Annotated in this window: 13 protein-coding genes and 1 pseudogene; 10 read left to right on the forward strand and 4 right to left on the reverse strand. The window is 66.5% G+C overall.

Going from position 1 to position 14827, the window contains the following annotated elements; all coding sequences use genetic code 11:
• The 3 genes and pseudogenes from AC1D0A_RS20260 to AC1D0A_RS20270 form a co-directional block, all read right to left on the reverse strand.
• Positions 1-729: pseudogene (locus tag AC1D0A_RS20260) on the reverse strand (cytochrome b/b6 domain-containing protein); the annotation flags it as partial.
• Positions 730-731: 2 nt separating this feature from the next.
• Entirely contained in the window at positions 732-1715 is a 984-nt protein-coding gene (locus tag AC1D0A_RS20265) for an electron transfer flavoprotein subunit alpha/FixB family protein (protein WP_476942880.1), read from the reverse strand.
• Between the two features lie 11 nt (positions 1716-1726).
• Positions 1727-2503: an electron transfer flavoprotein subunit beta/FixA family protein gene (locus AC1D0A_RS20270; protein WP_243180888.1), complete on the reverse strand. Its 777-nt coding sequence runs from the start codon at positions 2501-2503 to the stop codon at positions 1727-1729.
• A gap of 225 nt (positions 2504-2728) precedes the next feature.
• Between AC1D0A_RS20270 and AC1D0A_RS20275 the strand changes: the two genes are divergently transcribed.
• From AC1D0A_RS20275 to AC1D0A_RS20320, 10 genes are all read left to right on the forward strand, one after another.
• A complete protein-coding gene (locus AC1D0A_RS20275) occupies positions 2729-3751 on the forward strand; it encodes a LacI family DNA-binding transcriptional regulator (RefSeq protein ID WP_476946653.1) in 1023 nt (340 codons plus the stop codon).
• A gap of 163 nt (positions 3752-3914) precedes the next feature.
• The gene (locus tag AC1D0A_RS20280; RefSeq protein ID WP_243180885.1) at positions 3915-5210 is read left to right on the forward strand and encodes a sugar ABC transporter substrate-binding protein; all 1296 of its coding nucleotides are present in this window, start codon (positions 3915-3917) and stop codon (positions 5208-5210) included.
• A gap of 83 nt (positions 5211-5293) precedes the next feature.
• Positions 5294-6253 carry a carbohydrate ABC transporter permease gene (locus AC1D0A_RS20285; protein WP_476946654.1) on the forward strand — a complete coding sequence of 320 codons (960 nt, stop codon included), beginning with the start codon at positions 5294-5296 and terminating at the stop codon, positions 6251-6253.
• A 1-nt stretch (position 6254) separates the two neighbouring features.
• A complete protein-coding gene (locus AC1D0A_RS20290) occupies positions 6255-7142 on the forward strand; it encodes a carbohydrate ABC transporter permease (protein WP_439954127.1) in 888 nt (295 codons plus the stop codon).
• 36 nt (positions 7143-7178) lie between these two features.
• On the forward strand, positions 7179-8732 hold the full coding sequence (locus AC1D0A_RS20295) for a glycoside hydrolase family 32 protein (protein WP_243180882.1): 1554 nt from the start codon (positions 7179-7181) through the stop codon (positions 8730-8732).
• Positions 8733-8906: 174 nt separating this feature from the next.
• Positions 8907-9914: a DUF6454 family protein gene (locus AC1D0A_RS20300; protein WP_028275777.1), complete on the forward strand. Its 1008-nt coding sequence runs from the start codon at positions 8907-8909 to the stop codon at positions 9912-9914.
• A gap of 80 nt (positions 9915-9994) precedes the next feature.
• Positions 9995-11698: a phospholipase C gene (locus AC1D0A_RS20305; protein ID WP_476946655.1), complete on the forward strand. Its 1704-nt coding sequence runs from the start codon at positions 9995-9997 to the stop codon at positions 11696-11698.
• Between the two features lie 207 nt (positions 11699-11905).
• Positions 11906-12319 (forward strand): hypothetical protein, encoded by a 414-nt coding sequence (locus AC1D0A_RS20310; protein ID WP_459385660.1) that lies wholly within the window; start codon positions 11906-11908, stop codon positions 12317-12319.
• Position 12320: 1 nt separating this feature from the next.
• Positions 12321-12716 (forward strand): PEP-utilizing enzyme, encoded by a 396-nt coding sequence (locus AC1D0A_RS20315; protein WP_459385661.1) that lies wholly within the window; start codon positions 12321-12323, stop codon positions 12714-12716.
• Positions 12713-13318, forward strand: a complete 606-nt coding sequence (locus AC1D0A_RS20320) for a hypothetical protein (RefSeq protein ID WP_243180874.1) — start codon at positions 12713-12715, stop codon at positions 13316-13318. The genes AC1D0A_RS20315 and AC1D0A_RS20320 overlap by 4 nt, the downstream gene beginning before the upstream one ends.
• A gap of 40 nt (positions 13319-13358) precedes the next feature.
• Here the strand turns inward: AC1D0A_RS20320 and AC1D0A_RS20325 are convergent, their stop codons facing one another.
• Positions 13359-14816 (reverse strand): MFS transporter, encoded by a 1458-nt coding sequence (locus AC1D0A_RS20325; RefSeq protein WP_476946656.1) that lies wholly within the window; start codon positions 14814-14816, stop codon positions 13359-13361.
• Positions 14817-14827 lie beyond the last annotated feature (11 nt).

A 14827-nucleotide genomic window follows, 5' to 3' on the forward strand; every position in this document is an offset into this window, starting at 1 on the left:
CTGCGCTTCGGGCGCCGGGGCGGCGGCGGCGGGCTGCGCTTCGGGCGCCGGGGCGGTGGTGGCCGCGGGTGCACTCGACGCCGAGGGCTCCAGCTCGGCGTCGGCAATATGTTGGAGACCTGCCTGCACCGCAGGGGCGGCAGCGGCCGCCGGAGCAAGCCCAGCCGGCGGCCACGGCTCGCCGCCGGGGGCACGGGGAAGCCCGCGACGCAGCGAGGTGGTTCCCGTCGTCCGTGTGGCGGGCGTGTCTGCCGGAGCCGCTGCAGGCGCCTCCGTTGCCGGCACCGCTGCTTCCTCGGCAGCACCAGCCCCGGCAGCATCTGCGGCTGCATCTGCGGCAGATGCCGCAGCGGCGCCGGAGGCCGGAGCCCCGGACAGAGCCGCCACCGGTACCGGAGCTTCTCCCGCCGGCGGCCAAGGTTCGCCGCCCGGCACGCGCGGCAGGCCGCGGCGAAGCTGCCGCGCCAGCGCGGAGCCTGAAATCACCACCGGGCCCGGCGCTGAAAGCGCCGCACCCGGCGCCGTTTCCTGGACAGCAGCCGGGGCGGAGGGCGCGGCGGCCGCGGCCGATTCCGCCCCGGAAACTGACGCCGACAGATCGGCCGCTTCTGCCGCTTCTACCGCTTCCGCCGCGGCAATGCTGGCGGGCGCCTGGCCTGCTGGAGGCCAGGGTTCGCCACCTTCGACGCGCGGCAGGCCCCGCCGGATGGACCGAGACAGAGTTGCCATCGCTACTTCTTCCGGGCCTCAAGTGCGCTAATGAGCTGGGGAACAACCTTGAAGACGTCGCCGACCACACCGTAGTCCGCGACCTCGAAGATCGGCGCGTCCCCGTCCTTGTTGATGGCGACGATCATCTTCGCGGTCTGCATGCCAGCCCGGTGCTGGATCGCGCCGGAGATGCCCAGCGCGACATACAGCTGTGGTGACACGGAAACCCCGGTCTGGCCGACCTGATGCGACGTCGGGACGTAGCCGGCATCCACCGCGGCGCGCGACGCACCAACGGCGGCACCGAGGGTATCGGCGAGCTGTCCAACGAGTGCGAACTGTTCTTCCGAGCCGAGGCCGCGGCCACCGGCGACAACCTTCGCGGCACCACGCAGCTCCGGCCGCGAGGTGGCGGCAGTTGCCTCCTCGAAGGAGTCGATCCGCGCGGCCGGTTTCTCGGAGCCCGTCACGGCCAAGGTCTCCGTCGCTTGCGGCTGGGCCGCCGCGCGCGCCTCGATGGAGCCCTGGCGGACCGTAATCACCGGCGCCCCAAACGTGGACGTCGACGTCACGTTGTAGGCGCCGCCGTAGATGGAGTGGTGTGCCACGACGCCCTCGTCATCACGGGACACACCGACCGCATCGGCGGAAATCGCCGCACGCGAACGGGCAGCGTAACGGCCGGCGAGGTCGCGACCGTTCAGGGAATGCGAAATCAGGATCGCGTCCGGCTGCACCTGCTCCGCGGCAGCGGCAAGCGCGTCAACGCCCGGCACCCCAAGCACGGAAGGATCCGGAGTCTCCGCGATGAGTGCGCGCGCGGCACCAAGGGCCGCGGCCTCCGCGGCGGCGGCGCTCCCGGCGCCGGGTGAGGTAAGTACCAATGCAACCGGGGTGCCAACGGCAGCGGCCGCACCGAAGAGCCCGGCCGCAGCCTTCTCGAGTTCACCGGATGCCCGGGCTTCCACGACAACGAGGATTGCGTCACGAGGGAATTCAGTCATGTCGTTGATCCTTAGGCCAGTCGGTTTTCGATCAGGAACTCAGCGAGCTTCTCGCCGGCATCACCCTCGTCGATGATCTTCACGCCTGCCGCGCGCGGGGGCCTCTCCGCAACGGTCAGCATGATCGAACGCGCCGCCTCCGGATTGTCGGCCGTGACCCCGAGGTCCGCCAGGGTCAGGACCTCAAGGGGCTTCTTCTTCGCGGCCATAATGCCTTTGAAGTTCGGGAAGCGCGCCTCGGGAAGTGCCTCGGTAATGGAGATCACCGCGGGCAGGTTCGCTGAGACCTTCTGCACGCCGGAGTCAACGGCCCTGGAGCCAGACACCGCACCGTCGCCGATTTCGACGGAGCTGAGGCCGGTGGCATGCGGCACGTCAAGCAATTCTGCAAGCATCGCGGGAATCATGCCGCCGGATCCGTCAGTGGAGACGTTGCCGGTGATCACCAGGTCAAACCCCATGCGACGGATCGCTGCGGCGAGGGTTTCAGCGGTAAGTCCAAGATCCGCACCCCGGAGCGCCTCATCAGCGACGTGGGTGGCGCTTCCCGCGCCCATCGCAAGCCCCTTGCGGATGGTTGCCGTCGCACTCTCCGGGGCGAGGGAAAGGATTGCGACCTCAGTGCCCTCGTTCGAGTCTGCGTACGTCAGGGCCAACTCCAGGGCCCGCTCACCGATCTCATCAATGACTGCCTCACTTGCTCCTCGATCGGCGAGGCCGGTTTCAAGGTTGAGTTTTCGGTCCCCGTACGTGTCGGGGACCTCCTTTACTAGGACGATAATCTTCATCGATGGCTCTTCCTGTGGCGGCTTGTCCCTGGAGCGGAGACATTGTCGAACCCATCGAGTCTACGAAACCGGGGCCCCTTCCGGCTGACAGAGCCCGTGTCGTGACGTGAAGTCCTCGCCATGGGACCGGGATCAAGGTAAAGGCGGACGTCCCGTTGACAAGTGCAAAACGTTTTGTGTAACGTGTCTCACACCAGATACAAAACGTTTTGCAAAGGGAAGTCAATGACGACAAGAGTGGGAATACGCGACGTAGCCAAGGCTGCCGGGGTCTCCGTCACCACGGTGTCGCATGCCCTCAACGACGCCACGAGTTTCCGGGTGAAGGCAGCGACGCAGCAACTCGTCCGGGAAGTGGCCAGGGATCTTGGGTACGCCCCGAACAAGATGGCCAGCGGACTGCGCAACCAGCGCTCCCAGATCCTTGGCCTGGTGAGTGACGAAATCACCACCACCCCCTTTGCAGGCGCCATGATCCGCGGGGCGCAGGACGCAGCCTATGACCGCGGCTATGTGGTGATGGTGGTCAACTCGGGCCTGGACAGCGAGCTGGAAACCCGTGAAATCAACATGCTGCGGCAGCATCAGGTGGACGGGGTGGTCTATGCCAGGATGTACCACCAGAGAGTGCAGGTCCCCGCAGAACTGGAGGGCCTTCCCACCGTGCTGCTGGATTCCGTCACTCGCGACAGTTCCATCTCCTCGGTTACCCCCGACGAGGTGGGCGCCGCCGAGACGGCCGTTGAAGCAATCATCCAAGCGGGCCACACCCGGATCGGGATGCTCAACAACATCGACGACATCCCCGCCACGCACGGCCGCAGGGAAGGCTTCCTCAATGCTCTCCGGCGGCACGGCCTGCAGCACGACCCCCGCCACCTCGTGATCGGCCAGCCCGAAACCGCGGGAGGCCGCGAGGCCGCCCTGGGCCTGCTCGGTCAGCCCGACCGCCCCACAGCCCTGTTCTGCTTCAGTGACAGGGTTGCCATGGGCGCCTACCAGGCGGCCACCGCATTGGGGCTGCGCATTCCGGAAGACGTGTCCATTGTGGGGATCGACAATCTCGAAATCATCGCGGACGCCCTGTGGCCGGGGCTCACCACCGTCGCCCTTCCCCACTACGAAATGGGCAGTTGGGCGGTCCACCGGCTCCTGGACGACATCGAAAATCCCGGCGCACCCGCAGTCCAGACGCAACTGGACTGCCCCCTGATTGAGCGGGGGTCGCTCGGCCCGCCGCCAAGTTAGCCGATTGCCGGCACCAAGCCGGCATCACCACACTGTTCCACCGTTCCACTGCTCCGCCGCCCGGGGGACCGCAATAAGAAGGGACGCAGCCGTTGCACCGGCCGCGTCCCGAAGGACCCGGGGCAATCTCCCACGCCCAAATTCAGCAGAAAGATTGACCATCATGAACAAGCGATTCACCCGGATCCTCGCCACCAGTGTAGCTGCGGTGGCACTTGTCGGCTCCCTGGGCGCCTGCGGCAAGGGCAGCGCCTCTGCCCCGTCCGCCGGCTCCAATGAGATCACCATGTGGACCCACAACGCGGGCAACGCCGAAGAACTCAAGGCGGTTGAAAACATCGTCGATTCCTACAACAAGAGCGCCGGCGCCAAGGCCAAGATCAAGGTCCAGGCGTTCCCGCAGGACTCCTACAACGACTCCGTGGTCTCGGCCGCGGCCGCCGGGAAGCTCCCCTGCATTGTTGACATCGATGGCCCCAATGTTCCCAACTGGGCCTGGGCGAAGTACCTGACACCCCTGAAACTCGACGCGGATGTTTCCAAGAACCTGCCGAGCACTGTGGCCAAATGGGAGGGCGAGACCTACGCCGTTGGCACCTATGACGTCGCACTGGCGATGCTCGCCCGCGCCTCCGACCTCAAGGCAGCCGGTGTCCGCGTCGCCACGGTCGAGAAGCCGTGGACCAAGGACGAGTTCCAGGACGCGCTGACCAAGCTCAAGGCCCTGGGCAAGTGGGAATACCCGCTGGACATGGGTACCGCCGGAACCGGCGAATGGCTGCCCTACGCCTACTCCCCGTTCCTGCAGTCCTTCGGTGGGGACCTGATCAACCGCGACGGATTCCAGTCGGCAGACGGCGTCCTCAATGGCGACAAGGCCGTCGAATGGGCCCAGTGGTTCCGCGGCCTTGCCGACCAGGGCTTCATGGCGAAGAAGAGCGGCAAGGACTCCACCCAGGACTTCCTCAACAACAAGAGCGGCCTTCTCTACACCGGCTCCTGGGCCGCGGACAAGGCACGCGCAGCGGTAGGTAAGGACCTCGTGGTCATGCCGTCCGTGGACCTCGGGAACGGCCCCAAGATCGGCGGCGCCTCCTGGCAGTGGGGCGTGACCAGCGGCTGCACCAACTCCGCGGCAGCCATGGACTACCTGTCCTACTCGCTGAAGCCGGAAAACCTGGCCGCGGTGGCGAAGGCAACGGGCACCATCCCGGCCACCGACGAGGCCGCTGCCCTGATCCCCGCGTTCGCCAAAGGCGGCACAAACCGGATCTTCATGGAACTTTCCCGCAACTACGCGGTGATGCGCCCCGAAACCCCGGCTTATCCCTTCATCGCCACCGAATACGGCAAGGCTGTCCAGGACATCCTGGCCGGCGCCGACCCCAAGACGGCGCTGGACAAGTCGGTCAAGGCCATCGACGCCAACATCAAGTCCAACGGCGGCTACAAGAACTAGCCGGCTGCCAAACGGTACTTTCGACGGCGGTGCGCAACCGCCGTCGAAAGTACCTCAGGCCCTGACTGTCGACGGAGAAAACCATGACAACCACCCAACTCCCCTCCCCCGGCCGCCGTCTGGCGGACCCGGCCCCGGCCGCACCGCCCAGCAAACCGCGCCGCCGGCCGCGCCACATTCGCGAACAGATCAGCGGGTGGGGCATGATCGCCCCGGCCGCGGTCCTCCTGCTCGCCTTCGTCTTCCTCCCGGCGATCCTGGGCTTCGGCCTGGCATTCACGAACGCCAGGCTTGTTTCCCCGCGGCCCGTCGAGTTTGTCGGCAGGGACAACTTCGCGCGGCTCTTCGCGGATCCCGTGTTCTGGCGCTCACTGCTGAACGTCAGCTACTTCGCCGTCGTGGTGGTGCCCGTTCAGTCCGGACTCGCCCTGGCGATGGCCCTCCTGATCAACAAGAAGTTCCGCGGCGTGAACTTCTTCCGCACCATCTACTTCCTTCCCGTGGTGACGTCCATGGTGGTGGTGTCCCTGCTGTGGATGTTCATGTACCGCAAGGACGGCCTGATCAATGAGTTGCTGTCGGCGGCCAGTTTCGGCCTCATCAACGGCCCGGACTGGCTCAACGATCCCGCCACCGCCATGCCGGCCATCATCGCCCTGTCCATCTGGCAGGCCGCAGGATTCCACATGATCATCTGGCTCGCGGGCCTGCAGAGCATCTCCGGGGAACTGTACGAGGCCGCCCAACTCGACGGGGCCAGCCGCTGGCACCAGTTCCGCTACGTGACCTGGCCCGGCCTCACCCACACCCGCACCCTGGTCCTGGTGACCATCACGATCCAGGCGCTCGGGCTCTTCGACCAGGTCAGCGTCATGACCCAGGGCGGGCCCCTCGATTCCACCACCACCATCATCTACGAGGCGGTGCGCTCCGGCTTCAAGCAGCAGGAGACCTCCTACGCCTCGGCCATCTCGCTCGTGTTCTTCGTGCTCGTCCTGCTGATCTCCGCAGTGCAGCGCTACCTGACCCGAGAGAAGGACTGACGTGAAACAGACACTCATTTCCAAGGGTCTCGGCAATGCCGCGACCACGGCGGTCCGCCTCCTGTTCGCCGCCGTCGCCGCCTTCCCCATCGTGTTCATGATGGTGTCCTCGCTCAAGCCGGACCAGCAGATCTTCGGCGACATGTCCTCGGTGGCGGCGTTCCTGCCGGTCGGCAACATTTCGCTGGACAACTACGCGGCCGTGTTCGACCGGGTCCCGGCCGCCCGCTTCCTGATGAACTCCATAGGCATTTCCGCGGTCACGGTGGTGCTCGGCATCTTCATCAACAGCCTCTGCGCGTTTGCCCTGTCCCGCATGGAGGTCCGCGGCAAGCGCGTGGTGTTCACCGCGATCCTCGCCACCCTCATCGTGCCCTTCCAGACGCTGGCGCTGCCGCTGGTGTGGTGGGTCAACCAGCTGCCGTACTTTGAGCTCAACGGGTTCAGCCTCGAGATCTCGAAGGGCTGGCTGGACACCTACCAGGTCCAGATCATCCCGTTCATCGCGAACGCGTTCTCCATCTACCTGTTCCACCAGTACTTCGAGTCCATCCCGAAGGAACTGGACGAGGCTGCCCGGATCGACGGCGCGGGCTGGTTCACCATCTACCGCAAGGTGGTGATGCCGCTCGCGGGACCGGCGACCGCCACCGTGGCCATCCTGACCTTCCTGCCCGCCTGGAACTCCTACCTGTGGCCGCTCATGGTGGTCCAGTCCGAGGAACTCCGCCCGGTGATGATCGGCATCCAGTACTTCTTCCAGCTCAACGTCTCCTGGGGCGAGGTGATGGCTTACGCGTCCCTCATCACCATTCCCGTGGTGGTCCTTTTCATCGCGTTCCAGCGATCCTTCATCAACAGCATCGCCTCCAGCGGCGTCAAGGGCTGACCAGCCTCCTCACGCGAAAGCCTGCAAAGAACCCTCATGAAAACACTCACAGAACTCGACTGCCAGTACCGGCCAAAGTGGCACTACTCGGCGGAGCGCAACTGGCTCAACGACCCCAACGGGCTGGTCTACGCCAACGGCACCTACCACCTCTTCTACCAGCACAACCCGCACGGCGAGGAGTGGGGCAACATGTCCTGGGGCCACGCCACCTCCACAGACCTGCAGCACTGGGACGAACAACCCGTGGCCATCGCATGCGATGAGCAGGAGGCCATCTTTTCCGGCTCCGCGGTGGTCGATGTCCACAACACCAGCGGCTTCGGCGTTGGAGGCGTGCCCCCGCTCGTGGCCATCTACACCAGCGCGTACTCGCCCGCCTCACCGCTAGCCGGACGGCAGGCTCAGTCCCTCGCCTTCAGCACGGACGACGGCGCCACCTGGACCAAGTACGCCGGGAACCCGGTACTGGACCGCGCCTCCGCGGACTTCCGCGACCCCAAGGTCTTTTGGCACGACGGCGCCGCCGGCAGCTACTGGGTGATGGTCGCCGTCGAGGCGGTCCACCACGAGGTGGTCCTCTACAAGTCGGCGGACCTGTTGACCTGGGAGTACCTGAGCACCTTCGGCCCGGCGAACGCCACGGAAGGTGTGTGGGAATGCCCGGACCTGTTCGAACTGCCGGTGGACGGCGACGCCACCAACACCCGGTGGGTCCTGGTGGTCAACCTGAGCCCCGGCGGCATCGCCGGCGGCTCGGGCGGCCAGTACTTCATCGGAACCTTCGACGGCGTGACGTTCCGTTCCGAAACCACCGTCACCGACGGCGTGCAGGCCGACGACAGCCGGATGGCCGACTACGGGTGGCTCGACTGGGGCCGGGACTACTACGCGGCCGTGTCGTTCAGCAACGTCCCGGACGGACGGCGGCTCATGATCGGCTGGATGAACAACTGGCAGTACGCCGCCTCAACGCCTTCGGACGGCTGGCGCAGCGCGATGTCCCTGGTCCGCGAGGTCAGGCTGGTGTGCCGCGGCGGGCGCCCGGTGCTGGTGCAGGAGGCGGTGGACCCGTTCCACAGCCACGGTACTGAGTTGTTCGCGCTGGACCGGCAGCCGTTGGCGGACGGGGTGACTTGGCTTCCGGCCGAGGTCTTTGGTGATGTGCTGCGCATCGATGCGGACTTCGAGCCCGGCGCCGCCGGCAGGGTAGGTCTGGTGCTCCGGGCCGGCGGGGACACTGGCAGCGAAACGGGCGGGGAATCCGGCTCCACGTCCGGGCCCGGAGCCGGGGCGCGCACTGTCCTGGCCTACGACTGCCGCACGGCCGAGCTCAGCCTGGACCGGACCGAATCCGGGAATGTGGGGTTCCACGAGTCGTTCCCGTCGGTGGAGCGCGTTGCCGTCTCCTTGGAGGACGGCCGGCTACGGCTCCGGGTCTTCCTGGACCGCTGCTCGGTCGAGGTCTTCGCGCAGGACGGCCTGGCCACCATCACCGATCTGGTCTTTCCCGCGAACTCCGGCACCGCCGTCGGGCTGCTGGCCGAAGGCGAGGGCGGCACCCTGGCGGGCCTCGCCGTCCTCGCCTGAGCGGCTGAAGGGGTCCACGCCAGCAGTGGTGGGGGATCAGATCCGCGTTGAAACGAAGCCGGTCCACCGGACCGCTGCCGGACATCTGCCGTTCACCTGCCCGTATCGGGGATTAATTACCGGGAAGTAACGTTGCGATCTCTTGTTGAGATCCAACCTTTGAGAGGCTCCCGAATGAGCACGACTCACACCCGAGGCATCCTCACGGCCGCCGCAGCAATCGTCCTGGCCGCGTCCGCAATTAGCATCACCGCGGCCGCCCAAGCCGCAGACAACCCCACCGGCGCCGGCAACCACGGTGACAGGAACACGGCCCTGGCCGACGCCTTCAACGGCGTTGACCGGAACACGAACTGGCAGCAGACGTCCAAGCTGAAGCTGAACTTCCCGACCTATCACACGGAGGGAATCGCCTACAGCCAGGACCACATCTTCCTCTCGGCCGTTCAGATCATCGAACCGACCGTGAAGTTCCCGACCCCGCAAAACGGCTTCGACCGCACCCCCGGCAAGGGCGTCGGCCACCTGTTCGTCATGGACAAGGCCGGCGCCCTGCAAAAGGACATCGTCCTGGGAGAAGGCGACATGTACCACCCCGGCGGCATCGACTTCGACGGCACCAACGTCTGGATCCCCGTGGCCCAGTACCGGCCGGACAGCAGCGCCATCATCTACCGGGTCGACGCGGCCACCCTGGACGTGCACAAGCAGTTCGAGGTGAAGGACCACTTCGGCGGGATCGTGATGGACAAGCAGACCGGCCACCTGGTCGGCAACACCTGGGGCTCGCGCCGCTTCGCCGAATGGGATCTGCAGGGCAAGCAGCTCTCGACCTGGCAGAACCCGAACTACTTCATCGACTACCAGGACTGCCAGTACGTGCCCAACTCCCGGATGCTCTGCAGCGGGATCACCAACCTCCCGCAGACCCCGGCGGCCGGCGGCACCGGCGCCATCTACGAACTCGGCGGCATGGCGATGATCGACCTCAAATCCCACAGCGTAATCCGCGATGTCCCCTTCCAGCAGTGGTCCACCGCAGGCCATGTGGCCACGCGCAACCCGTTCAAAATGACGGCCGACGGCGGGCACCTCACCATGAAGGTGGCCCCCGACAACGGCGAGGAAGGCAACGGCACCGAAATCCTCACCTACGAGGCCACGGTCACGCCGGCCAAGTAACGCAGGCCGGCCACCAAAGCAGCATACGAATGCCTGCCATCAGCCGCCGGCATCCCTGAACACCAACGATTGGCTCCCCCATGCCTCATCCAGCACAACGATTCACCCGGAAGCGGGTCGCCGCCACGGGCGCGGCAGCCCTGGCCGCCTCGGCACTGACAGCCGGAATTTTCGGTATCGGCGCAGGTCCCGCCTCCGCCAGCGAAAACCACATCGGTACCGCGACGCCAATCAAGCACGTGGTGGTGATCTTCCAGGAGAACGTCTCCTTCGACCACTACTTCGCCACCTACCCCAAGGCTGCCAATCTCCCGGGTGAAACCCAGCAGGGTACCGGCACCGCGACGGCCGCCTTCACCGCCGCGAAAAACACCCCCAAGGACATCAACACTCTGGCCACCGCCGGCCTCCTGGCACCGAACAACCCCAACTCGGCGCAGCCTGCCCGGCTCTCACCGGCGCAGGCCGTCACCTGCGACCAGGACCACGGATACACCGCTGAGCAGAAGGCATACAACGGCGGGGCGATGGACAAGTTCGTCGAGTTCACCAGCCGCGACGCGTGCGGCACCAACCAGTACGGCCGCGCCGGCCTCACCATGGACTACTACGACGGCAACACCGTCACCGGCATCTGGAACTACGCCCAGAACTACTCCATGAGCGACAACCACTTCAGCACTGTCTTCGGACCCTCCACACCCGGGGCGCTGAATCTGGTATCCGGCCAGACCCACGGGGCCACCGAGTACACCGCCGCAGGACAACCTGTGGCCACCCCGGCGGCCGGCAGCAGTGCTGTCAGCCTGCCGGATGCGAACGGCGTCGGCACCGTCATCAACGACCCGGACCCGGTCCACGACGACTGCTCGAACAGCAGCCACGCCAAAACCGGAAACCTGGCCGGCATGAGCGGCAGGAACATCGGCGACCTGCTCAACGCCAAGGGCACGTCCTGGGGCTGGTTCCAGGGCGGTTTCACGCCGACCACCGCCGCGACGGCGGACTCCCCGGCGTCGTGCCTGTCCAGCCACACGAACGCCGCCGGCGCCAGCGTGGTTGACTACTCCCCGCACCACCAGCCGTTCCAGTACTACGCCTCCACCGCCAACCCGCACCACCTGGCACCGGCGTCCGACGCGGAAATCAGCCACAACGGACAGGCGAACCACCAGTACGACCTCACCGCGTTCAACAAGGTGGTCAACACCGACAACATGCCCGCCGTGTCCTTCCTGAAAGCGGGAATGTTCCAGGACGGCCACGCCGCCTACTCTGACCCGATCGACGAGCAGAACTTCATCACCAGCACCGTGAACCAGATCCAGAAATCCCGGAACTGGGACAACACTGCCGTGGTGCTTGCCTACGACGACTCGGACGGCTGGTACGACCACGTCGCCGGCAAGGCAAAGAACTCCTCCAACACCGCCGACGACGATGCCTGGTGCCAGCACGCCGCAGCCAGCGGCGTCCCGATGGCCGGCGGCTACGCTGACCGCTGCGGCCCCGGCCCGCGCCAGCCGCTGGTAGTCATTTCCCCCTACGCGAAGAAGAACTACGTGGACCACACCCAGACCGACCAGGCCTCGATCCTGCGCTTCATCGAGGACAACTGGCGCACCGGCCGGATCGGCGACGCCTCCGCCGACGCCACCGCCGGATCGGTGAACGCCATGTTCAACTTCGACAAACAACGCAAAGACCAGGTCCTGCTCAACGAACAGACCGGAGCCGTCGCCTCCACCGAACACGGCAACAACAACAGCAACACCGGAAAGTAACCTCCTGCAACAGCCCGGTCGTGGACCGACGGCAAAACAGCCCCCTTTGGAACGCCACCCGGCAGTTGGCCGGGTGGCGTTCCTGTCCGCGCCGCTTCAACGACTCGTCCTCCCCCCGAAGCATCAACAGATTGTTGACAACAAGATGTTGATGCCAGAAGCTGGTGGAGTCGAGGGGCGCCGAACCAACGGGAAAGAGAGTCTGGAATGAACGAGACCGACGGGACCCGTCCGGGCGGCGACGCTGCGGAGGCTCAGCGCCAAAGCGAGGCCACGCGGATGTTGCTGGACCGGGGCGCCGCCGAACTCCCGCCCCGGCCCTGGCTGGGTGAGCGGCAGCCCCCTTCAGCGAGTGACCTCATCCAGCACGTCCTGTGGCGGGCCAACGGGACAGACCGCGGAGAGCCGGTGGATGGTCTGGACGTGCGGGCCGCCCTCACCCTTGTGTCCGCCGCGCGGGCAGAGACGGATGGCCTGGAAACGGCACTCCTGTTCCTGGCGCGGGCCGAGGGGCTGACCTGGCCCCAGATTGCCCAGAGCCTGGGCCTCCGCTCGGCGCAGGCCGCGCAGCAGCGACTGGATCGGCTGTCCGTCAGGCCCGACACGGGCCTGGTGGGCTGACGTGGAATTCACCCCTGAGGCCAGTGCCGGAGCAGAAGGCAGGGATCGCGCCGGCGCGTTTCTCACAGGCATCGGCGCCAGCCCTGGCACCGCCTGTGGGACCGCCCGGACCGTTCACAGCGTCGACGAATTCTCCGCGCTGACCCCCGGCGACGTCCTGGTCTGCCGCACCACTGACCCCGCCTGGACGCCACTGTTCGGGATCGCCGCCGCCGTCATCACGGAAACAGGCGGAATGCTCTCGCACGCCGCCATTGTGGCCCGCGAACAGGGCATCCCCGCCGTTCTGGGGGTGGCCGGCGCCCTGACCCGCATCACGGACGGAACGACGCTCGTGGTCGACGGAACTCACGGAACCGTCCGCGCGAAACCGGCAGGTCCCGGAGCGGGTCCATGAGCCCGCAGCAGCCATCCATGCTCCTCACCCTCCATGCCCTGAGGCTGCTCGGCTTCGCTGACACTGAATCAGTTGCCGCCCGGTTTGGCCAGGATCCGCACGACGTCGAACGGCTCCTCATTGACGCCGGGGCGAACGGGTGGGCGTCGCGCTCCTCATTCGGCGGAACCCGGGGCTGGTCCCTGACCGTGGCCGGCAGGACTGAAAACGAACGGCTCCTGGCCGAGGAGCTGGACAGCGTGGGCGGCCAGGCAGCAGTCGCCGCCGTGCACGCGAAGTTTGCACCACTGAACGCAGGAGTCGTGGCCGCCTGCAGCAAACTCCAGCTCCGCTGGCTCGCCGAGGGAAGTCAGCGGCACGATGGGATCGACGAGCCAACACAGCAAACCTTCACCCAGGCGTTGGCGTCCTTCAGCGGTCTGGAAGTCCGCCTGACCGCTGTGTTGCCGCGGTTCAGCGGATACGCGGAACGCCTCGAGCTGGCGGTGGAAAACGCAGCCACGGAGCCGGCGTGGCTCACCGCCACAGACCGCGACTCCTTCCACCGCATCTGGTTCGAATTGCACGAAGATCTCATCGCCACCCTCGGCATCCGGCGATGAAGGCCCCAGCAAGACCCCAAAAGTGACAGCGGAACCGCGGTCATCCGCTGCTGGATGATCCTCGCGCGGCGGCCTGGGTCTGCTTGACGGGTTTCGTCGCGGGCATGCCGATGACGGCGACGACGGTGAGGACGGCGGCGATCATGACGGCCAGGAACACGGCGGATGAGGCCGCCACGATTGTGTGGGGATCCGTGTCGCCGTGCGGGGTGCCGGCGTAGACAGCGTTCGCTATCGCGCCGAAGACGGCGACGCCGATGGAGCTGCCGATCGACCGGGCGAAAAGGTTGGTGCCGGTGACCACGCCGCGCTCGTTCCATTCGACGCTCGTCTGGGCGGCGATCAGGGTCGGTGTCGCGACCAGCCCGAGTCCGAGCCCGACGATGAAGCAGCTGACGGCGACGAGCGCAACGTTGGGGACGGAGGCGGTGACGGCCAGGACTCCCGTGCCGATGACGGTGACCGTGATGCCGATCAGGGCAGTGTTCCGGAACCCGATGCGCAGGTACAGGCGCCCTGACTGGGACGCACTGATCGGCCAGCCGATGGTCAGCGCCGCCAGGGCGAGCCCGGCCACGATCGGGGAGGTCGAGAGGGCTCCTACGAGGAACGTCGGAACGTACGATGTGATGCCCAGCATGACCGCTCCCACGCCGAAAGCGACCAACGCCGTCGTCGCCAGCAGCCGCCGGGACACCACCCACGAAGGCAGGACCGGCTCCGCCGCCCGCCGTTCGACAAGGATAAACGCGACGAACAGGAGGGCACCGCCGGCGAACACTGCGTCGCTGATGCCGGAGTCCCAGGCCCAGGCCTGGCCGCCCTCGAGGGCCCCGAGAATAAGCAGCGTGAGCGAGACAGTGAGCAGCCCCGAGCCCAGATAGTCGACCCGGTGCTTCACGGGCTCGATGTTCTCGTGGAACGACCGGACCAGCATCCATCCGGCCACCAGGCAGAGAGGGACGTTCACGAGGAAAATGCCGCGCCAGATCCCGAGCGAGGCAAACACTCCCCCGAGCGTCGGGCCCACCACTGAGGAGACAGCCCACACGCTCGCCAGGTAGCCCTGCACTTTTGCCCGCTCGGCCAGGGTGTAGATATCGCCGGCGATGGTGATGGCCATCGGCTGGACCGCGCCGGCGCCCAGGCCCTGCACGACGCGGAAGGCGATGAGGGCCGGCATGCTCCAGGCGGCTCCGCACAGGATCGAGCCGAGCAAGAACAGGCCGATTCCGATCAGCATGATCGGCTTGCGGCCGATGGTGTCGGAAAGCTTTGCGTAGACCGGGACGGACACGGCCTGCGCCAGCAGATAGGCGGAGAACAGCCAGGGGAACGACGTGAACCCGCCAATGTCGTGCACGATCGCGGGCACGGCTGTCGCCACCACGGTCGCGTCGATCGCCACCAGGCCGGTGGAGAGCATCAGGGCAATGAGGACGGGTCCGCGTTTGGAGCGGAACCCGACTCCCTCGGCAGGCATGGTGGTCACGTGCATCACTCCCGGTG

Source organism: Arthrobacter sp. P1_D4 (genome assembly GCF_056406115.1).